Raw genomic sequence first — 20215 nt, forward strand, 5'->3', positions numbered from 1 at the left:
ATTCTTCTCCTTTTTGTCGGCAGCCAAACCAACCCTTCATGACTTCAGCGACCGCTGAAAGAAAAGCGAGTTACGGCATCGCCAGTTGTTTCCGTAAAAGACAAACCAGAGGTTTTGCATAAAGCACTCGCATAGGTTACGAATGCCACTACGAGTGCTTATTTGTATAAGTACTTTCTTGGTTGAGGCTTAACTCATCTCTATAAACGGCGTAAACCCCACATTAAATACAAACCGCCAATGAGAGACGCCATAAGCCCTGTTGGTATTTCTTGCGGGTAAAGGACCTGTCGTCCCAACCAATCAGCCAACAACATCACCCCTGCCCCCAGTATCGCGGCGCATAACATGTGTTGTGACGCTTTGTTAAAACCAAATAAGCGAGCTAAATGCGGAGCCAACAACCCAACAAAGCTAATCGGGCCAACAACCAATGTCGCACTGACCGTGAGACAAGCAACTAAAAGAAGCAGTATTGCGCGTGAACGATCAACTCGAATTCCAAGTGCTTTAGAGGAAGCGGCACCGACAGGAAGAATATCTAGCCATCTTACGCAGAGAAAACTCAACCCTATAAAGACAAGCGCAGATAAAGACAATGGGAGTAACGTTTCAACCGAGACATAGTAGGTAGACCCAGACAACCAAGCCAATGCTTGATAACTTCTTGGGTCACCAGTGGCTAGAATAAAGCTCTGTATTGCATTCATCAGTGCGGTTATCGCAATACCAGTCAACAAAATACGCTCCGGCTGAAAGCCTGACTTACGGTTTAGCAGCACAATGACTAATACCGTCGCTAATGCGCCTACGAGCCCGCCTAGAGAAAGAGTGAAAATTGACGAACCAAACCCAGTAAACATCGCGATGATCAATCCCATCGCTGTCCCTGAACTGATACCGATCACTTCAGGACTTGCCATTGGGTTTCCACTTAGGCGTTGAATCATGGTTCCAGCAATCGCTAACATTGCCCCCGCAATTGCTGCTGCAAATAATCTAGGTGCGCGCCACTCCAAAAAAATCCAATTTTGGCTAGCAAATAAGTTTGCCCACCCTTCATTTTGCACAGCAACCGTGGCAAAAAGAACAACAGAAATTAACGTGCCGATCAACGCCAATGAGATCGCTTTAGGGTTTAGCTTGTAAACATGTTCACGATGTCGAGTTAACACTGTTTGAGTATGGCCCTGCGTCTTTTGTGATAAGCGAGGTAACAGCCATAACAGTAGCGGAGCGCCCAGTGCAGCGGTTGCTGCTCCCGTTGGTATAAAACTCGCCATTAGCCCCGGCAGTTGCTGAATAACCAAATCGGTTAAAGTCAATAACATGGCACCAATCAGCATTGATACCCAAAGCTTATGCTGGATTTTATTGATACCTATCAATCGAGTAATCGCTGGCGCCGCTAACCCGATGAAACCGATGATTCCTACGGCAGAAACCACCCAAGAAGTGATTAACACCGCAAGCCCAAGACAGACAAAACGCAACTTAGCTAGCGAGACACCTAAACTCTTGGCACCTTGCTCGGAGAGTTCCAACAGACTTAACGGCTTTGCAATCACAAATGCAACGACCGTAGCAAGTGCGATTCGAGGGGCAAGATACGAGAAATCTCCCCATCCACTCTGAACAAGCGAACCGGCTCCCCATATCATTAACCCATTCAGCTTTTCGGTATTCATCATCAGAATAACCGTACTTAATGATGCAAAGTACAGGTTTATCACTAACCCAGAAACGACGACAACCGTTGGAGATAACGCTCGTCGCCATGACAACAGCATCACCAACCCCATCGATATCACACCGCCGATGAGAGCAACCAAATTAGGCGCGATATCCAACATCCAAGGTGCGAATAGCGTAGCTAACATCAAAGCAAAACTTGAACCGCTCGCCACACCAAGTGTCGTGGGTGAAGCGAGAGGGTTACGCAGCACTTGCTGCATCAATACCCCAGCAACCGCTAATCCAGCACCAGATATAATCGTGGTGAAGACTCGAGGCCACCAGCTAAAGTGAAGTAAAACAGAATCGATAGATTGAAAGTTAGGCTCCCATAAACTGCTTAGAGCCAACGAAAATGAGCTTACTTGGTACAATTGGAAAGCACCAATAGAAAAGGTAAATGCCGAAAGTAACACCACAAAGCTTAAAGGCATCGTTTTCATTGTGTTAACTCCTCGACCTTACTCGCCGTAACTAACTCTGCGAAACGGAGGGCTGAAGGCATAGAACCAAAACTCCAAACGGGCGCGACTTGCATGACCTTTTCACCAGATTGTTGAACAACATATTGCCAAAATGGGTCTTGAGAGAGCTGCTCCGCTCCACCATAAGGTAATGGCTCTACGATAACGATTTGAGCTTTTATGCCAGCTAACTTGTCGATGCCAACTAGGCTGAAGCCCCAGCTATTCGTCTTTTCATTCCATGCATTACTCAGCCCAATCTTTTCGATAGCCTGGGAGTAAAGACTATTTTGACCAAAAACACGTACGTGCTTTGTATCCATAAACTGAATCATTAGAAGTGGCGGCTGGCCTTTATTTATACGCTGTTTTAATAAAGACAAACGTTTTTCATATTGTTGGATAAGCGCCTCTGCTTCCGCCTCTCTTCCCAGCTCTTCACCAAACCTCCGAGTGAAACTGGTAAGTACCGACCAATCCGTAATCCCGCTTTCATATAAGTCAATCGTGGTAACGGGGGCAATATCGACTAAGCGATGCTTCATTGAGGAGAAGTACGGGGCAATAAAAATACGGTCAGGTCTGAGCTCGTAAATACGCTCTATATTGGGTTGAGTTCTTAACCCTACATCCTTAGTTTGAGGTGGTAACGGTGGCGATTTTACCCAAGCATCGTAATCTTGCCCTTGAGCAACGCCTACAGGTACGACCCCTAAAGCCAACATCGTTTCAGTTTGTGTCCAATCAACCGACATCACCCGAGGTGATGCGTCAGCTAGTGCTTGAAAAGAACTGACCAAAAGCGCACTAAGTGAGAGAGCGAAAGAGAAATGTTTAAGTCGAGTGTTTGTACTGCTCATTATTCCAACCTTTAGCTTGGCATCGCCACCGGATAACCCGCGGGGTGGTCAGAGATCATCATCTCTATCCCATATATGTCCCTCAACTTAGGTTCAGTAAACACCTGTTCAACATTGCCTTGTGCAATCAAATCACCTTGATGTAATGCAACGATGTAGTCGCAAAATCGTGCAGCCAAGTTGATGTCGTGTAATACGATAATAACGCCCAAACCCAGTTCTTGACTGAGTTTAGAGATAAGCTTCAACATATCGACTTGATGGCTGATATCTAGCGCAGACAAAGGCTCATCAAGAAGCAAATACTCGGTTTTTTGGGCTAACAGCATAGCTAGCCACACACGTTGACGCTCTCCTCCAGATAACGTGTCCACTAAGCGATCTGCGTATTTTAGTGTGCCTGTCATCGCCATTGCTTCTTCAACAATGTCGTGATCTTTCTTACTCAAACGTCCAAGTAAACCATGCCATGGATAACGACCAAAACCGACTAAATCTCGACCTAAAATACTGTCGGTCACTGGAAGATGCTGAGGCAAGTAGGCAATGTGTTGGGCAAACTTTTTCGCTGAGAGATCGTTAATGCTCGTTCCATGCAGAACCACGTCACCAGCGGTGTATGGCTGTTGCTGTGCCAGCAACTTTAACAATGTGGATTTTCCTGAACCATTGTGTCCAACAAGAGCGTATGTTTTTCCGGGTTCAAATGTCACATCAAACGCTTTTAGCAATGACTTGCCTTCAATCTCAAACTGGAGTGCTTTAGCTTCCAACATCCCTACTTCACCTAATAGCCATTTACGAATAACAGTTATTCAGAGCTCTCATTCGTTGATCACGTTTGCCGTTCTTATTCAACAGAACGATTAATAAGGGAGGTTTTATATAACAACAAAGATACAAATGCAAACCGTTGTCATTATCATTACATCAACAAGATCATTGAGAGAATTGCTAAGTGTTAGTGATAATTTGCTCTGCTGAACTTCATTAGTAAATTATAGGCAGGTCAACGAGAGCAGCGGTCTCCCACTGCTCTCGCATAAATTTGAACGAATACTGCAGCGTATGAAGAAATGAAAAATGCCGCAGTGAATACATTAATGACGAGCGTCAGCGCCAAACTCTACTTCTTTATAGATATCGGCCAGCGACTTTTTACCTTGTTTGTCTTTGGCTGAACGCTTTTTCTTAGTTTGATAATGGTATTCTTGCTCCTGAAGTGCTTGTTCGTGCTCTTTTGCTGACTCAACAAACTCAGGATTTGCAAGTGCTTGTTGGCGTAAGCGGTTTACTCTTTCAAGGGTTTCCCACAACATACTTCACCTCCAAACTTATTACTGTATATAAAAACAGTATTGTTTAAATATTCCTCCTCGTCAACATTTCAACTTTGTTACTGCTCTTCACATTAACCCCAAGCCTGTATAGTGCTCGGGATATTTGTGGATGATTTGCTTTATATAACCTTGATGCTCTCGCAGAGCATCAACACATTCTCGAGATAACCATCCCTGATATACCCATTTTTCAAGTTCTAACAATGCGTATGGGATGGACCACGCTTGTCTGTACGGATGGTGCGTCGTCATAAAATCAAAGGCATTCGCGACAGCCGTAATTTGCGCGGCGATTGGTATATCATCATTGGTTAAACCATAAGGATAACCAGTGCCATTTAAGTTTTCGTACTGATAAGTAACCATCTGCAAAAACAAAGTCACACTCGGGTGAACCGGATTTCCGATACGGGCAACCATGCCATCCGCTGAATCGATACAACGCTCAATATGTTGAATCAATATCGCCTCTTGTTCTTGAGAGTAATTTGTTCGGCGGCTAGCAATTTCAACTGGCAGCTGACTATCACCGAGCGCATGGAACTGAGCAAAAATACCAATATCTTCGACCATTTCGTCATTCAGGTGATAACGATCCGCTAACTGCGTTGCGATAATTTGACTGTAGTACTTCATGCGTTTGGTATGCGCGTAATACTCAGGTGAATAGCCTGGCATCATACATTGCATTCGGTTCGCTAGCGTTTCTATCGCATTGACTACTTGAGTTTCTGATTCAACCGCAAATCGAATCATTTCGAAATAAGGTTTAAGACCATTCAGCGCTTCTAAACTAAACGCATCACGTTGAGTGGAGTTCAAAAATACAAAACCAGTAAAAGCTTTATTGTCATAACAAGGAATAGCAGCCGACGACTGATATCCGTGTTTGAGTAAAATTTGAACCCGAGGACAGTGATTAATATCATGAAGGTCTTCGACGATACGAGGAACCGCGTTTTTAGAGGCAATATTGAGGTGGTGGAGTTTACGGAATGCTGATTCGTGATGGGCTAAACACCAAGTGTCGAACTCACTTTCTGCAAATGATTTGAGCACATCTTGGTCTGGGTGATATTTTGCAAATGACACCCTATCAATACATGGCAAGTGCGCCTGCATCCTGCCTTTTAGCGTTTGCAGTTGCTCGTTAAGCGGTTTTGCAAACGGGTAAAAACTCCGGTGCGCCATGCTTTACCTCCACACCAAAGCAGAGAAACAAGAAAAGCTCATTGTGTTGCAAATTCAATGGTATTTTGAGCGGTTTTCTCCACTTAAATTATCGATATACCACAACTTAAGTGTACGAAATAAAAGCACATTTCTACCAATTTTTTCACCGGATATCTTACGGTAATTTGATCCAGATTAAAAAAGCCAACGAGCGAAACTCGTTGGCCTAACAATACTGATTGATTACGATGGATTCAGTAACTAGAAGTTATTCAAAGAACGTTCTAAACAACTAGCCTAGAGCAGGAAGCACACCCAGCGTAATTAACACCTGAGCGAATACGATGCCAGTGCCAGCGATGCCCGTTATCACTAACGCACCTTGACCACCTGCGACGCGGTACTCCCCAGTAAAATCATCCGATTTACGAACCTTGATCACCATAACCAAAGGCAAAAAGATGGCTAAAATCGCTAAGGCAATCGCTGCATAGCCCAAAGCCATAATAAAGCCTTGAGGATAGAAAAGTGCGAAGCCTAGCGGTGGGGTAAACGTCACTAGTGCCGCAATCAAACGATTAGGCTTATCGTTAGTTCCTTTGATGGTATCACCCAAAAACTCGAATAGACCTAAACTCACACCAAGAAATGACGTTAACAGTGCCAAATCAGCAAATACACCGACAATGTTGCCTAAGTTTGATTGGTGCACCGTCTGCGATAGTTGACCAATAAGCGCGCTCAACCCACCGTTTTCAATAAGAGTACTTTGGCTAACCACACCCAACGTCACGATTTGCCAAAAGATATAAATAACGAGTGGAATCGTCGAACCAATAATAACGGCTTTGCGTAAAGAAGAGGTGTCACCGTCTAAGTAATTCACAATTGCAGGAATACTTCCGTGGAAACCAAACGAAGTAAAGATAACCGGAATCGCCGCTACAACAAGGCCTTGTTCGATTGGCATACTTAACAAGTAAGATTCCGTAACGTTTGGAGCAAGAAAAGAAAGCACCGCAACCATCGCAATGAGCTTCATCGCGAACAGAACTCGGTTTACTTTATCGACCGTACCGGTACCCACTGTCACAACTAAAGTCACAATCAAGGTAAAGATTATCGTTGATGTAGGCCCTGAAATATCGAGGTCAAACCATTGTGCAAGGCGGTCTCCGAACTGAGCACCACCGCCAGCGATATACGCTGCACATAATGAGTAGAAAAGAAACAACATCGCAAAACTTGCCACCCACTTGCCTTTTTGACCTAGGATCTGTTTCGCCAAAGTATGAAGTGTAGCACTACTCTCCGCATGTTGATGAAGCTCAAGCATAAGCAAGGCAGTGAAAGCCATCAGAGCCCATAAGCCTAGCATGATGATAATAGAAGTTGAAAAACCAATGCCGGCAGAGGCAAGTGGAAGCGCTAGCATACCAGCGCCTATTGTAGTGCCCGCAATAATTAGCGTACTACCGAATACTTTAGAACGACTCATTGTATATTAATCTTTACACTTTATTATAAATTATCAGTATTAGATCGGGCAACGGCGGACCGAAACCAACACCATATTTGTATTGCCGTCGATATTGTAGGATCTTTAGCAGAAGATCAAGCAAAGTGTAAGGATAAAAAACCACACATGTAAACTATAATTTACGCCTTGCTGATATTTAACAATAACTGTGTGCATTCTTCCCTGTTCATGAACTTGGGAACAGGGTAATTCCAGTGCGCCTCTTTCAGAATTAAATCAACAAGCGCATCAGCATCTTCACGTTGAATGAGCGCACTGGTTTGCTCAATATCAATAGTTGAAAACAAGGACTCCAGATTCGCCAAAAAATGCTGAGCACTTGCGTTACCTAACTGCCCCTCGGCCGTCAACTCATCGAGCTTTCTTAGTTGAGGCTCAATCTCTGATAATGAAAAGCGCAGCACAGGCAACAAGGCTAATCCGTTTGCCATACCATGAGGTATTCCATATCTCGCACCGAATGTGTGAGCAAAGGCATGAACATAACCCAAACTCGCTTTGGTAAATGCTAAACCCGCGTAATAGGATGCCATAGCCATTTTATGACGAGCTTCGACATCATCCCCTTGCATCACAGCCCTAGGAAGATATTTAAAAATGAGTTTAATAGCGGCAACCGAATAAGCCATCGTTTCTTGAGTAGCGTTTTTCGATACATAGGCCTCAATAGCGTGGGTTAATGCATCAACGCCAGTATCAGCCGTGATCTTAGGAGGTAAACCAATCATTAAATTCGCATCTAAAGCTGCCATTAGTGGCACCAACTTTGGATCCATTAAAGGGGTTTTAATGTGTGAGGAGGGATCTGACACGACCGCAGCGATAGTAACTTCACTTCCGGTTCCAGCCGTTGTTGGAATAGCAAAAAGCGGCGCTGGCATTCGCCATACCTTCAATAGTCCAGCTAATTTTTTTATTGGCCGTTTATTGGTAACTTTCGCAGCGATGACTTTTGCACAATCCATTGCAGAGCCGCCACCCAAAGCTAATATGCCCTCACAATGAAAACGATGATAAGCCTCTAGACCGCTCTCTACCTGATCATAGGTAGGATCGGGCTTAACTTGCGAGAAAACATCTAACTGTAAATCGAGTTGTGCTGCTGCCTCAAGCACCTTATCAACAATACCGACTTGGACTAACCCTTCGTCGGTAACTAACAAAACGCGTTTAAATCCCAGCTCGGTCATCGATTCTAATAGCTCATTCATCGAACCAGGGCCGGAAAACAAGGTTGGTCTCGGCATAGGAAGGATATGGGCTGCTATTTTTAACCCTGCGGTGTAAGTCCGATATAAACGATGCTTCAACATACGAAATCCTTTTCATTTAGAGCTATCATTCTAGCTACTTTTACTACCTATGCTTACTTTGCAATCACACATTTTCAATAAACTTATCTCACTAAAAGGGCTAGCATCGCTGGGAAACCGTACCATTTTATTACCTTTCCTCAACGACATGAGCTACAGAGTAAATGTTTTCAACGACGCTCTATTGTCATGTAGTTAGCAAGCTGCTTTCCCTATTACTCTGTTAGTTACAGAGCAAGCCTCGAAGAAGTCTTCTTATTTTTTGCCTTCAAAAGCAACAATATGAATTCTCTTAATCAGACATCAATACCGTGTGTCTCTGGTTGAGCCCGAACACGATCTACAAAAATAAAAATAAGAATGCGTTACATCATGATTTATTGTCGTTTTCAAATAAGTCAACAAGAGCAACAATAATCTTTCAAAACTTATACTTAGTTCAAATATCTGACTCTTAACCATGAGCTTCAGGTGATATTATTATGCAACTAGGATTATTATCCCGCCCATAATCAAAACTATGTCTAAACGCCCACCTTTTTGGGGTCTATTCGCTGTCGTACCCAATTTTTCCTATCACCTTCTGATTTGGGTTTAGCGTGGGCTAATTAGCAATGTCGGTATAAACCATGAATCATTCTTGCCATTCCCATACGGACATGGGCTTTGAAGTAGATCTGAAACAAGCACTTATCTGGGTTGCTCGAGCACTCGACTATGTCGGTGTTGATGATACGCACCATAGCCATCGTGTCGCTTACATCGCTTACCAATGTGCTCGGGTCATGAACTGGGAACCAGAAAAAGCGGAGTTTTGCTACTTCGCAGGGATGATCCACGATTGTGGGGTCTCCGAAACACAAGAACATAAAATGTTACTTGAGGAGTTGGTGCCACAAGATGTAAAAACACATTGCTTAAGAGGATACCGAAGCCTCAAGCAGTGTCGTTTGTTACGTCAGTTTGCTACACCTGTTCTTTACCACCATACACATTGGAGTGAACTAAAATATCTTGATTTACCGCCTTTTGAAAAAGAGGTCGCTGCCCTACTCTATTTAGCCGATCGTCTCGATTTTATGCGTTCCAAATACGTCATGAACTGCCACTGTGACATTGTCACTCTTCATGAAGAACTAATTGCAGAATGCATCATGGCAAACGCTGGAACTTTGTTTAATCCAGACATGGCTAAGGCAATGGTTAGGCTCGTTATGACCGACGCATTTTGGTTCGCGATGGAGTCTGAAAATATAGAAACCATCGGATTAAACTTTAAAAGCATTGATTGGCTTCAAAAACAGCTCACCATCCAAGATATGAATAGTTTGGGCATGTTTATCGCTCGAATTGTTGACGCAAAAAGCCCATTTACTTATCAACATTCGCAAAAAGTGGCGGAGTTATCTCGGTATCTAGCCATCAAGCTTGGGTTCTGTGAGCACGACCAAGAGATGTTATTTATTGCTGGGTTGGTGCATGATATCGGAAAGTTAAAAACACCAGATGAGATTCTTCATAAAGAAGGCTCTCTTAATAAACAAGAGTATACGCGTATTAAACGCCATACAATTGATACTCAGCTCGCATTACACAAAGTGTTTCCCAACGCTAAAATAGCGGAGTGGGCCTCTAATCATCACGAGCGTTTGGACGGTTCTGGCTATCCTTATCATAAAACAGGAGACGAACTCGATGTACCATCGCGTATTGTCGCGGTTGCCGATGTTTTTCAAGCTCTGTCTCAGGACCGTCCCTACCGCGGACGAATGGCGCAAGCACAAATCGCCGCGATTATGGGTGAGCAAGTCGCTAAACAAGAACTTTGTCCTAACGTCTATGAAGTACTAGAGCGAAACATGACCGAGTGTTACGAGCTATCAACTAATGTTTAATCGATAAAGGGCGTATCTACGCCCTTTGCTGATTTTGTGCAGGTTGCAAACCAATCATTTTGCAATATCAAGTACATTGTCTCGCACACCATTGATTCTGAACCAACCTGCAATGCTGAACCGCTCTGCGTTGGTCGGTAAAACCTCATGCGGGAATTGCTCAGATAAGAATAAAAGTAAGCGTCCTGATTGAGGAGGGATGGTTGCTATCTTATTATCATTTAGATCGTAAACCACCAATTCACCTGCATCCTTTTCCGTCCAAGATTCGTTCATGTAAAAAACGGTTGTCAATCGACGGTTTTCATTGCCCTTAAAACAATCTAGATGCTTTTGGTAGAAATCCCCTTCCTCGTACTTGGCAAAGTGAGCTTCATACTCAAAAAGTCCCAGAAACAAGTGACGGTTCACTTCTTGGCGTATTTCTTCCATCTTATCTAAGTAAGAAGTAACCGCGTGCCCCATATTGGGCGATAACCATTGAATTTTGTCACTTCGAATTGACTCAATACGAGTCACATCGTCATTACGACCAATACGCGCTTTTTTCCAGTTACTTGGAATGCAGTCTCGCAATTGATCCACTTCTTGTTCTGAAAGAAAATCATCCCAGATGTAGTAACCATGGGTTGCTAACGCATCGATCATTTTATTCATTATTGTCGTTCACTCATATTAGTTGGGCGGTCTATATAAAAAATCTTCAACCCCACAACAAATGCGATTTTTTGTCGAAACGACAACAAAATAAAAAGAGAGTAAAAATAGGTGATGACGAATATAAAAATGCCGCTCATATGAGCGGCAATATCTTTTATTATTGACGAGCTTCTAATCTGGTTGGATGAACTCGCAACGGACTAAGACGTTTAATAGTCGGGCGTTGTTTGTTTTTTAACTGGATATGACAAAGTTCCAGAATTAAGCCGAATGCCATCGCAAAGTACACATAACCTTTGTTGATATGAATTTCGAAGCCTTCTGCCATCAATAAACCACCTAACAAAACGAGGAATAACAAAGCAAGTGTCTTAAAACCAGGGTAACACGACACCAGGTTATTGATTTTTTCGGCTGTCATGACCATCACGATAGCAGACGAAACAATCGCTGCGACCATAAGTGGGACATCACTTGTCAAACCAACGGCGGTTATCACCGAGTCCATCGAGAATACAGCATCCACGGCAACAATCTGCAACAGAACTACCGCTAAACCAGTACGGGCGTGAGTTGAGTGAGCCGACTCGTTGTGATTTAACCAACTCCACAACTCTTTCAGGCTTTTAGCCAAGAGGAATGCACCACCCGCAATCATGATAACGTCTCTTCCGGTAAACGCATGGTTCGCCAAAGAAAATAGCGGTTGAGTCAGTTGCATGATCCAAGAGATTGAAAACACTAAACCAATACGAGCAATAACAGCAAGACCAATACCAAGGTTTCTTGCCAGCTTACGTTGGTGCAGCGGCAGTCTTTCACATAAGACAGAGATAAAAACGACGTTATCAACGCCTAAGACAACTTCAAGCGCAAACAAAGTGGCGAAAATAGCCCAAGCTTCTGGTTGCATAAAAAGTTCTAGCATGAGCATGTCTCCAATAATAAGAAGACATATGGTGAAGGGTTTTGTCGACTAAAGGGGTCGTCCATTAATTATTTATACCTTTGTTACTGAGGGATCATGAGTAAATCACCAAACAATCAACAAAACAATATCTATTTTAATTAACAAGGAACAAGTTTAATTCGTGTACAAATCAATCAACTCCTCCAAATTGATTAAAATTACATAGAAGCTTTAGAATTGAATAAATGAAAGCATTAAAGTCCAACAAAACTAAGATAAATTTCTAGACTTATAAGCACCATCAACCCTTATGCAACCCATTAAATGCATTGAGCTCAAAGAGAAACAGGCGTGTTTCCGAGATAAACAATAGTAAAAATTTGTTTCATGCTGATATACTGCCAAAAATCATAAGAAACCATGCTATTTATGGACTACATTGCTCTTTCGCGTATAAGCCTTAAACATCTAACTGTTTTACATATGTTGTTAACCACTCACAGCGTCACACTTGCGGCAGAACGCTTGTGTGTAACACCATCGAGCGTCAGTAAAACGCTCGGACAGTTGCGCGAAACGCTAAAGGATGACCTTTTTTATCGTGATGGCACTCGCTTAGTGCCGACAGCATTTGCGCTGCATATAGGCCCATCAATCCATGGCATACTCTCCAGTATGAATGGGTTATTACATCAAGGCTCTTTTAATCCGGCTTACTATCAAGGTAGTTTTTCATTAGCAATGCGTGAAAGTTCGTTTGAGCTCTTTGCGCCAGTTCTACAGCATCTGTCCCAACAACTGAGCAATCACGCGCACTTGAATGTCCATGCGAAAGAGGAAATGAGCTTCGATGCATTAGCAAGAGGTCAAGTGGATTTTTTGTTGCTTCCTCACGATCTCAGCCAACCACCCACACAAAATAAAGACTTGGTCTGGAAAACCATTTTGAAAGACGAAATGGTTTGCTTAATGAGAGCATCGAACCCACTCGCTGAGCAACCCCTATCTGTTGAAAGTTACCTTTGTGCAAGACACATCGGTATTCATGATAAAGATCTGTCACAACCTTATTTTGAGCAAAATCTCACCCAAAGGCATTCAAAGCGAAACTTGGCCATGCGTGTAGCCGACTTTGGTTCAGCTGCGGTGATGTGTCAGCACTCGGATTACTTGTTCACATGCTCCAAGCTTTGGGCAAGAGCGGCAATGCAAGCAAAAGGTTTGGTTGAACAAGCTCTTCCATTCGATTACGGACAGGTAGCCTACAGCCTCGTTTGGAACAAAGCGAGCTTAAACGATCCCGCTTTAAAATGGTTACAGCAACAATTACTCGACGCCTGCGCCATGTTAGATGCCTGTGATGCGTAAGTATAGATAAACAACGGTACTACGTGAGTACTGTCGGCACTGTGATAGGGTTACTCACGTAGCATCGAAGCTCTGATTTTAAGCGTTCGATATCATGATGAGAGCACATATCCCAAGTTAACGCCTCCCCCACTACTCCGTGATGCTGAAAGGCATTTAAACGGATAAGCACCGATTCAGGAAGAGTACTCAAGTAACGTCCAATTGCTACGATTTCTATATCTAAATCACTTTTTTGGGGAATATGCAGTAAGCGGACCTCGTACAATTTTTCGTGCTCAACAAGGTACTGAAGGGTTTTAAATACACGATGATTATCACGCCCAGTTAGCCACTGATGCGTCTCCGTCTGCCACGCTTTCAAATCGATCATTGCGCCATCCAGAAAAGGTAGAATACGCTGCCAACCAGCAACCGCTAAAGAACCGTTACTGTCGATGAAACAAGAGAGGTGCCGTAATTCAGGATCTTGTTTTATCCCTTTAAACAGCTCAATAATGAAAGGAAGTTGTAAGGTAGATTCCCCACCGGATACAGTAACACCACTGATGAAAAAGCGATGTTTGCGTATCAAATCGAGCATTGTTACTACAGAGTAATCAGTAATTTTTGGATTAGATTGGTTCTGACATATCTCTATACAATGATCGCAGTGGGTGCACTCCTCTTTAAGCCAAACAACGTTGTTGTTTTCGTCGAACTTCAATGCGCCTGCTGAACATTCACTCACACACTCACCACAATGATTACAATGGTTTATCGTGTGAGGATTGTGGCAGTTCAAACACTGATAGTTACAACCCTGTAGAAAGATGACTAGACGATTTCCTGGCCCATCAACACAAGAGAAAGGAAGGATACGAGTGACTTTTGCCAAAAGGCTTCCACTTCGTCTAGACATCTTGTTCTTTCCTAAACCGAACTTATGCCTGCGTGTAAGTCGGTGTTACTTCATGACTCACCACACGTGGCGAGCGTTCTAAAATTTTGGTATTTTTTGCTGCTTCTGCACCTAGAAACGTCGTGTTGGTTCTCGAACCTTCTTTATCATATTTCGCGACGTCTGAAAGTTTGATCATGTAGCCTGTCACGCGAATTAAGTCATTTGAAGTGACATTCGCGGTAAACTCACGATAACCAACATTTAGTGCCCCTTTACATAAATTGAACATCGCTTCTGGGTTAGATTTCACCGTTTCATCAATCGTCAAAACATCGCTGATACCCGCACGATAATACTGATGATGCTTCGCCGTTGCTTGTACATAAGTGACAGGGTCTGGCTCTGCACCATAAGGCAGACGTACACCTGGCGTAACATCATGATCTAAGCTAATGCCGCCTTGTGCATGTAAGAGCGCTTTGCCATCTAAACCATATTTCACCGGGGTTGAGTCCACCAGTTTAGCCAGTGTTGCTGAAACATCATGAGCAAAAGTATTTGCTCGATCATTTTTTCCGTATCGCCCTATTTGCCCTTCTTTTTCAAATAGAAGGTTTACCGCTTCGGCCATGCCGTAAACGCCATACATTGGCGCGAAATAGGACTCTTTTATCAACCCTTCTTGCGTCAAAAAGCCTTGAAAGAAGTTCGATTTTTCATGCAAGTGCGTGCTTCTTGCGTTTATGAGCTCGACCATTAATCGATGGTAAGAAGGCAACGCACTGTTTAAGAAGTCGTTACAGTCTGATGCTCGTTTTGCAACTTCTTTTAAATTCATTCGCACCAATGTGTTCGAGCCACCTGCTAATGGAAGCGAGTTGTAGCAACTTACAATACCAAAGCGTGAGCCGTTGTAGGCTTTCGCGTGCATTGGGTAATTGGCGATATGCGGTTTACTGCATTCACAAATGTTCTGTGTCGCTTGACGAAGTAAGTCATCAGGTGTAACTGTCTCGTCGTACATAAAGGTGAGATTCGGTGCGATCTGCTTGAGCTCCGCATCTACTTTTAAAACAGTGCGACAAATAATGTTGTCTGTCGGTCCGACATTCACATGCATAAACGCATCTGGCAATGTGCGATCCAGCATGATCCAAAAATGTTTTAACTTTTTGTAAATCTGGCTCTCTGTTAGGTCGCCTATGTAAGGCAACAAGACATCATCTAACTGGCCTAAGTAAACCGGAATGTTCGTTACCGAAGGAACATGATGGTAAATGATGGTCAGCATGTTCAACGCATCATCGAAATCATCAGCCGGAGACAACTCTAAATAGTCTGAGCCTTGCGATAGAAATTTAGCGTAATCAGGCAACACATAGCGAGGTTTAAACGGTGCATGACCTTCAAACATATCGCAGATGATGCCTTCATCCATTGCTTGTCTCAGTGATGGAGATACGGTCATGTAAGGAATGCACGCTTCCGCCTCTAAAGCTAAAAAACTCGACTTCTGTTTTGGAGAAAGACGGACGTCGGTCGCGATATCTAGAAAACGTTGTTGTAGTTTAGAAAGGCTTGTCATCTAAGATATTCCTACAAAGTAACCACAAGCCCACAAGACAAAATACGAGCTCTACCCCTAAAGAGTAACGTGATTTTACTCCTGCTTGGCTGTTGCCACTAATGAAAATAAACAAAACGTCTATTTCCATTCTGGAAATAAGATAAAGCTAAATTAGCGCATCCCAACTTACTATATGGGAAAAACCTAGCTGCGTACCGAAGTCTGTCTTATTTATCGGTTTGCCGTCGACAACATCACGCCAGCACCAATAAATACTCCACCAGTCAAACGATTGAACAACTTCGCTCTTCCAGCGACAAACAACCAATCGGAGGCTTTTACCCCTAACAAGGCATAAAATGTTAGCCAGCTCAGCTCAAAAACCACAAATGTAGACGTGAAAATCGCGTATTGAGACAGTAGCGGTGCGGAAGGTTCTATGAATTGAGGAAACAAAGCGGTGAAAAAGACTATCGCTTTGGGATTACTAGCGCCAACAATGAAACCACTAGTGAACGCGCTGAACGCTGTCGCGGAACTTTGAGTCGTTGCCGTTTTATTAAAATCTGTCTGAGATGAGCGCAACGCTTGAATACCTAACCAGATTAAATAAGCGGCACCACACCATTTGATAATATTAAAAACCAACTCAGATGAAGCAATGACAACTCCCAGCCCGGTAAATGAGAGCGTAAGGATGATCGTAATAGCAGACAAACTGCCAAGCGCAGTCATGAAAGCAATACGAAACCCACTACTCACTCCTTTACTCAAACACAACAGTGAGCTTGGTCCTGGTGAAGCAGTGAGCACGAGAATGGCAAGAGTGTAAAAAATCCATGTATCTATTTGCATTGGCATCCCTTCCAGCAAAATGAGGTTTATAGCCCATTGTGTATGGAACTATTTTATCGCCCGGTTTCTATCCATGAAGCCGAGGTCTTAATAACCATCTTGCATCTAAATAACTTAGAAAAAATTAATAGATAGTTATGCAAATAAAATACGATCTACATGCAAGGATGTAAAGCCTATTGTATAAGCTTATCTATTTCTCTTAATCATAAAAAGGCTTAGGATCGATCTCTAACGATGAAGGCGCGATCGCTCTTTCAATTTTGTACGCACTCGTTTTTAAATCCACCATCGTGACATCAATGTATCGTTTATACTTGCGGGAGTAGAAACATTTCACTTCTGGCTTTAATGCTTGAGATTCATTTGAAGACCAAACAATACCAACACGCCCATCGTTCAACTCGACAATGGAGCCTACGGGATACATCCCAATGCAATTAATGAATTTGTAAACTAAGTCGGCGTCTAAATGAAATGGTGTTAGACTCAACAAGATTTTAAACGCTTCGGCAGAACTCATGCCTTTTTTGTAACAGCGATCAGCCGTTAGCGCATCGTAGATATCTACAATACAGCTCATACGGCCGTGAATTGGAATCTCCTCCCCCTTCAAGCCTCTAGGATAACCATTGCCATCTAACTTCTCGTGGTGCATCAAACAAACATCACGGCTTACGTCACTAAGTCCTTTTACGTGAAGGATAATCTCACCTGCGAACACTTGATGTAGCTTCATATGTTCAAATTCTTCAGGCGTTAGCTTCGCTGGCTTGTGCAAGATCTTATCATCGACTTTAATTTTACCTACATCATGAATAATGCCACCTACAGCAAGCTGTTTTAGCGTTGGTTTATCTAAGCCCAAGTACTTACCGAATGACACTAAAAGACAAGCGACATTGACGGAGTGTTCCAATAAGTAAGAGTCTTTTTTTCGGAGCGCAGAGACACACTGCAACGCATCTGAGTCAATCAAAACACTTTCAATGACATCGTCAGCCCAAGCTTCTACTTCATCAACTTCAATGATTTTTCCTTCAAAAGTTTGATTCAATAGTTTCTGCGCCAAATCTTTTGCTTCGGCGATCAGCTTTTTGGCTCGCTTGTGTTGGATGTCTCTCGAACGATAAGTTCGTTGACCCCTCTTAAAATCTGAGTGTTTCTGCTCTCTCGTCTCTTTAGTGGCATCAGTTGATTCATCTACATGCTTGAAGACACACTGCTGCGAAGATAATGTTTGATCTACCCAAACATACTTTACGCCACTTGTAGCAAGCTTCTTAATGCCTTCAGGGCTAGATATCCGCCCTGCATTGGCTAAATTGACGCGCTTGTTGTGCTCTATCGCGGTAACAAACATACCAACGCCGATATCAGCGAGCGCAATTTTGATTGAATTTTTCGGATCGTACTGCATATAAAGAAGGCTTACTCGATATTAACGTCCGCATTATAAGAGATTTGATTACTTGGCGTGATAATAAATTTGAATTGATTACAATTAATGAGCATCCTGTCAATTAATAATCGGTCGCGCTCATTAAGTCCTTTTTGTTATTATGGTTTTATCCAAGATAACATATATACAAATGACGTTAGAAAACAGCACATTGATACCGACACAACTGAAAATAACTTTAGGATAATTATTCATAAATATTTATAGATTGCGGACGGCATCAATAACTGTATTTTATAAATGATTTTTACTGTTGACTATTTTTTATAAATGTCGATGATTAGCCGCCTAATCTTAGTATGTTATTAACCTAGTAGCGCATAAAATGATAGCCAAACAATTTGAACTGACACTTTTGTGATTGTAATGTACGCCAGCAGATCAACTCTATGTTATCAACCCCAACACTCATCTCTGATGCTAAAAGGCTCGAGGAGGAAATATCTTGACCACCATATTTGACCAACAAGTCTCAGATAGTGACCGAGAGTTCCTAAAAATCGTCGAAGAACGATTCATTCATATCTTCGATGTATTTAACGAAGGCCTCTTTTACATGGATGAGTTTGGCACCATGGTATTTTATAACAAGGGCTTTTATGAGCAGCTTGGTATCAACGCTGGTCGAATCAGCTTAGAGCAATGGTTAGACCTTGTTCACCCTCTCGATCGAGAAAGACTCTCCACTCGGGTCGATGCTCACATCATTACCAACAACACGAGGGTCACAACGACCTACCGCGTGCGTAAACCCAATGGACAGTACGTCTGGATTGAAGGCGTAGCCATGACCAAAGAAACAGAACATGGTCATTATATGGTTGGTAGCCACCGTGATATTTCTGAACGCAAGCTGATGGAAAGCTACATTCATCAAGTCGCATTTCATGACAATGCGTCAGGTATGGCTAATCGCGCCCATCTCTTGCTGGATATTGAAGATAGTGTGCGAGCCACCGATTCTTGTGCATCTATCTGTTACATTCAGATAGAAGAGATTAAATCTTACTTAAATCAATATGGCAGCGAGTTGGTCGATGGGTTAGTGGAAAAATTGCTACAAACTCTCAGTCACCTACCTTCTCCAAATAGTTCTGTATATCGCGTACATGATGATGACTTTGCGATTTTGATTCACGATGAATGCTCGGTAGAAACGCTGCAAAGTTATGCCGAAAGTTTAAAGGAAACCTACCACGAGGCAGTGATTGAAGAGGGCCAATACTTAGGAAGTAACATTAGTATTGGTTTGTATCCTTGCATAGATCCAAGTCACTCAGCAGAGGAAATATTACGTAAAGCAGCACGAACTTGTCAGTACGCAAGCGAGCAGAATAAAGACCGTGTTGCGGTTTACAGTGAGAAAACTCAGCATGCCGTAGACCGTTATTTCTTTATTGAACAAGGTCTAAAAAGTGCACTAGAAAAACAGACATTAAGCGTTAAGTTTCAGCCAATTATTGACGCCAAAAGCTCAAAAGTGGTGAGCTTCGAATCTCTGGTTCGCTGGCGTAGCAAAGAGTTTGGCGAAATTTATCCAGACGAATTCATCCCCGTGGCAGAGAACAAAGGTTTGATTGTCGAACTCGGATATCAAGTCTTTGCCAAAGCGTGTGAATTTATCAAAAACTACCGTGAGCGTTACCAAAACCAAGTTCGTGTAAACGTGAATGTTTCTGTACTTCAGTTAATGAATAGTGAATTCCCTGCGCGAATTAAAGCCATGGCGGATGAGGTTGGTGTCGATCCTGAGTCTATTGTGTTGGAACTAACAGAAACGTTTATTTTGGATAATAATCAGACAGCCATTGCCCCTCTGAATACCCTCAGGGAACTAGGATTTGCACTCTCTCTGGATGACTTTGGATCTGGTTACAGTTCATTAAATAGCTTCTTCGACCTCCCGATGACACAAATCAAAATTGATAGGTCGATGGCGTGGAAAACACTAAACAACCGCTCTTCACAAGAATATCTGAAGTTTCTTATCACTATGTGCCAGGAAAATAATATTGAAGTAGTGATTGAGGGAATTGAAGACGCCAAAATGTGTGAATTTTTTACCGAAATGGGCGTCGATTATCTGCAAGGTTATTGGTTCTCTAAGCCACTTTCTGTTGCCAGTGCAAGCCGCTATTCGTTGAGTTAAGCATACTAGAGCAATATTCCGCACGGCCACGTTAAACATGCT

General features: G+C 42.8%; 16 protein-coding genes. 3 read left to right on the forward strand and 13 right to left on the reverse strand.

Annotation, left to right across the window (positions count from 1 at the left end; all coding sequences use genetic code 11):
- Positions 1-200: 200 nt before the first annotated feature.
- The 7 genes from fhuB to R7P36_RS01130 all read right to left on the reverse strand — a co-directional run bounded on the left by fhuB (position 201) and on the right by R7P36_RS01130 (position 8424).
- Positions 201-2177, reverse strand: coding sequence for a Fe(3+)-hydroxamate ABC transporter permease FhuB (gene fhuB / locus R7P36_RS01100; RefSeq protein WP_005377716.1), 1977 nt, complete (start codon positions 2175-2177; stop codon positions 201-203).
- Complete coding sequence (locus R7P36_RS01105) at positions 2174-3058, reverse strand: iron-siderophore ABC transporter substrate-binding protein (protein ID WP_005377718.1); 885 nt, start codon at positions 3056-3058, stop codon at positions 2174-2176. The genes fhuB and R7P36_RS01105 overlap by 4 nt, the downstream gene beginning before the upstream one ends.
- Before the next feature lie 11 nt (positions 3059-3069).
- Positions 3070-3834 carry an ABC transporter ATP-binding protein gene (locus R7P36_RS01110; protein WP_005377721.1) on the reverse strand — a complete coding sequence of 255 codons (765 nt, stop codon included), beginning with the start codon at positions 3832-3834 and terminating at the stop codon, positions 3070-3072.
- Positions 3835-4158: 324 nt separating this feature from the next.
- The gene (locus R7P36_RS01115) at positions 4159-4377 is read right to left on the reverse strand and encodes a hypothetical protein (RefSeq protein ID WP_005377723.1); all 219 of its coding nucleotides are present in this window, start codon (positions 4375-4377) and stop codon (positions 4159-4161) included.
- A gap of 87 nt (positions 4378-4464) precedes the next feature.
- Positions 4465-5589, reverse strand: coding sequence for an HD-GYP domain-containing protein (locus tag R7P36_RS01120; RefSeq protein ID WP_213899342.1), 1125 nt, complete (start codon positions 5587-5589; stop codon positions 4465-4467).
- A 274-nt stretch (positions 5590-5863) separates the two neighbouring features.
- Positions 5864-7069, reverse strand: coding sequence for an aromatic amino acid transport family protein (locus tag R7P36_RS01125; RefSeq protein WP_005377727.1), 1206 nt, complete (start codon positions 7067-7069; stop codon positions 5864-5866).
- Between the two features lie 161 nt (positions 7070-7230).
- Positions 7231-8424, reverse strand: a complete 1194-nt coding sequence (locus tag R7P36_RS01130) for an iron-containing alcohol dehydrogenase (protein WP_213899340.1) — start codon at positions 8422-8424, stop codon at positions 7231-7233.
- A 629-nt stretch (positions 8425-9053) separates the two neighbouring features.
- On the opposite strand from R7P36_RS01130, the gene R7P36_RS01135 reads away from it, so the two are divergent.
- Positions 9054-10319, forward strand: coding sequence for an HD domain-containing phosphohydrolase (locus R7P36_RS01135; RefSeq protein WP_213899339.1), 1266 nt, complete (start codon positions 9054-9056; stop codon positions 10317-10319).
- A 54-nt stretch (positions 10320-10373) separates the two neighbouring features.
- Here R7P36_RS01135 and R7P36_RS01140 read toward each other — a convergent pair whose 3' ends face one another.
- Both R7P36_RS01140 and R7P36_RS01145 read right to left on the reverse strand, forming a co-directional pair.
- The gene (locus tag R7P36_RS01140) at positions 10374-10976 is read right to left on the reverse strand and encodes a 2OG-Fe(II) oxygenase (protein ID WP_033905235.1); all 603 of its coding nucleotides are present in this window, start codon (positions 10974-10976) and stop codon (positions 10374-10376) included.
- 160 nt (positions 10977-11136) lie between these two features.
- Positions 11137-11907: a TerC family protein gene (locus R7P36_RS01145; RefSeq protein ID WP_017820626.1), complete on the reverse strand. Its 771-nt coding sequence runs from the start codon at positions 11905-11907 to the stop codon at positions 11137-11139.
- 411 nt (positions 11908-12318) lie between these two features.
- Here R7P36_RS01145 and R7P36_RS01150 point away from each other — a divergent pair, with 411 nt between their 5' ends.
- On the forward strand, positions 12319-13257 hold the full coding sequence (locus R7P36_RS01150) for a LysR family transcriptional regulator (protein WP_005377737.1): 939 nt from the start codon (positions 12319-12321) through the stop codon (positions 13255-13257).
- Positions 13258-13276: 19 nt separating this feature from the next.
- On the opposite strand, the gene R7P36_RS01155 is transcribed toward R7P36_RS01150, so the two are convergent.
- The 4 genes from R7P36_RS01155 to R7P36_RS01170 all read right to left on the reverse strand — a co-directional run bounded on the left by R7P36_RS01155 (position 13277) and on the right by R7P36_RS01170 (position 17982).
- A complete protein-coding gene (locus R7P36_RS01155) occupies positions 13277-14158 on the reverse strand; it encodes a YjjW family glycine radical enzyme activase (RefSeq protein WP_021033867.1) in 882 nt (293 codons plus the stop codon).
- Positions 14159-14180: 22 nt separating this feature from the next.
- Entirely contained in the window at positions 14181-15725 is a 1545-nt protein-coding gene (locus R7P36_RS01160; protein WP_213899338.1) for a YjjI family glycine radical enzyme, read from the reverse strand.
- A 213-nt stretch (positions 15726-15938) separates the two neighbouring features.
- Complete coding sequence (locus R7P36_RS01165; RefSeq protein ID WP_213899337.1) at positions 15939-16562, reverse strand: LysE family translocator; 624 nt, start codon at positions 16560-16562, stop codon at positions 15939-15941.
- 202 nt (positions 16563-16764) lie between these two features.
- Positions 16765-17982: an HD-GYP domain-containing protein gene (locus tag R7P36_RS01170; RefSeq protein WP_213899336.1), complete on the reverse strand. Its 1218-nt coding sequence runs from the start codon at positions 17980-17982 to the stop codon at positions 16765-16767.
- A 487-nt stretch (positions 17983-18469) separates the two neighbouring features.
- Here R7P36_RS01170 and R7P36_RS01175 point away from each other — a divergent pair, with 487 nt between their 5' ends.
- Positions 18470-20173: a putative bifunctional diguanylate cyclase/phosphodiesterase gene (locus tag R7P36_RS01175; RefSeq protein ID WP_213899335.1), complete on the forward strand. Its 1704-nt coding sequence runs from the start codon at positions 18470-18472 to the stop codon at positions 20171-20173.
- Positions 20174-20215 lie beyond the last annotated feature (42 nt).

It is taken from the genome of Vibrio sp. 397 (assembly GCF_033339395.1).
Taxonomy (GTDB): domain Bacteria; phylum Pseudomonadota; class Gammaproteobacteria; order Enterobacterales; family Vibrionaceae; genus Vibrio; species Vibrio alginolyticus.

Bases quoted from the DNA above. Each gene is read 5' to 3' on its own strand.
- R7P36_RS01130 (WP_213899340.1), bottom strand. From the start codon at position 8,424: ATGTTGAAGCATCGTTTATATCGGACTTACACCGCAGGGTTAAAAATA.
- R7P36_RS01170 (WP_213899336.1), bottom strand. From the start codon at position 17,982: ATGCAGTACGATCCGAAAAATTCAATCAAAATTGCGCTCGCTGATATC.
- R7P36_RS01125 (WP_005377727.1), bottom strand. From the start codon at position 7,069: ATGAGTCGTTCTAAAGTATTCGGTAGTACGCTAATTATTGCGGGCACT.
- R7P36_RS01155 (WP_021033867.1), bottom strand. From the start codon at position 14,158: ATGTCTAGACGAAGTGGAAGCCTTTTGGCAAAAGTCACTCGTATCCTT.
- R7P36_RS01160 (WP_213899338.1), bottom strand. From the start codon at position 15,725: ATGACAAGCCTTTCTAAACTACAACAACGTTTTCTAGATATCGCGACC.
- R7P36_RS01110 (WP_005377721.1), bottom strand. From the start codon at position 3,834: ATGTTGGAAGCTAAAGCACTCCAGTTTGAGATTGAAGGCAAGTCATTG.
- R7P36_RS01145 (WP_017820626.1), bottom strand. From the start codon at position 11,907: ATGCTAGAACTTTTTATGCAACCAGAAGCTTGGGCTATTTTCGCCACT.
- R7P36_RS01115 (WP_005377723.1), bottom strand. From the start codon at position 4,377: ATGTTGTGGGAAACCCTTGAAAGAGTAAACCGCTTACGCCAACAAGCA.
- fhuB (WP_005377716.1), bottom strand. From the start codon at position 2,177: ATGAAAACGATGCCTTTAAGCTTTGTGGTGTTACTTTCGGCATTTACC.
- R7P36_RS01140 (WP_033905235.1), bottom strand. From the start codon at position 10,976: ATGAATAAAATGATCGATGCGTTAGCAACCCATGGTTACTACATCTGG.
- R7P36_RS01150 (WP_005377737.1), top strand. From the start codon at position 12,319: ATGGACTACATTGCTCTTTCGCGTATAAGCCTTAAACATCTAACTGTT.
- R7P36_RS01120 (WP_213899342.1), bottom strand. From the start codon at position 5,589: ATGGCGCACCGGAGTTTTTACCCGTTTGCAAAACCGCTTAACGAGCAA.
- R7P36_RS01165 (WP_213899337.1), bottom strand. From the start codon at position 16,562: ATGCAAATAGATACATGGATTTTTTACACTCTTGCCATTCTCGTGCTC.
- R7P36_RS01135 (WP_213899339.1), top strand. From the start codon at position 9,054: ATGAATCATTCTTGCCATTCCCATACGGACATGGGCTTTGAAGTAGAT.
- R7P36_RS01105 (WP_005377718.1), bottom strand. From the start codon at position 3,058: ATGAGCAGTACAAACACTCGACTTAAACATTTCTCTTTCGCTCTCTCA.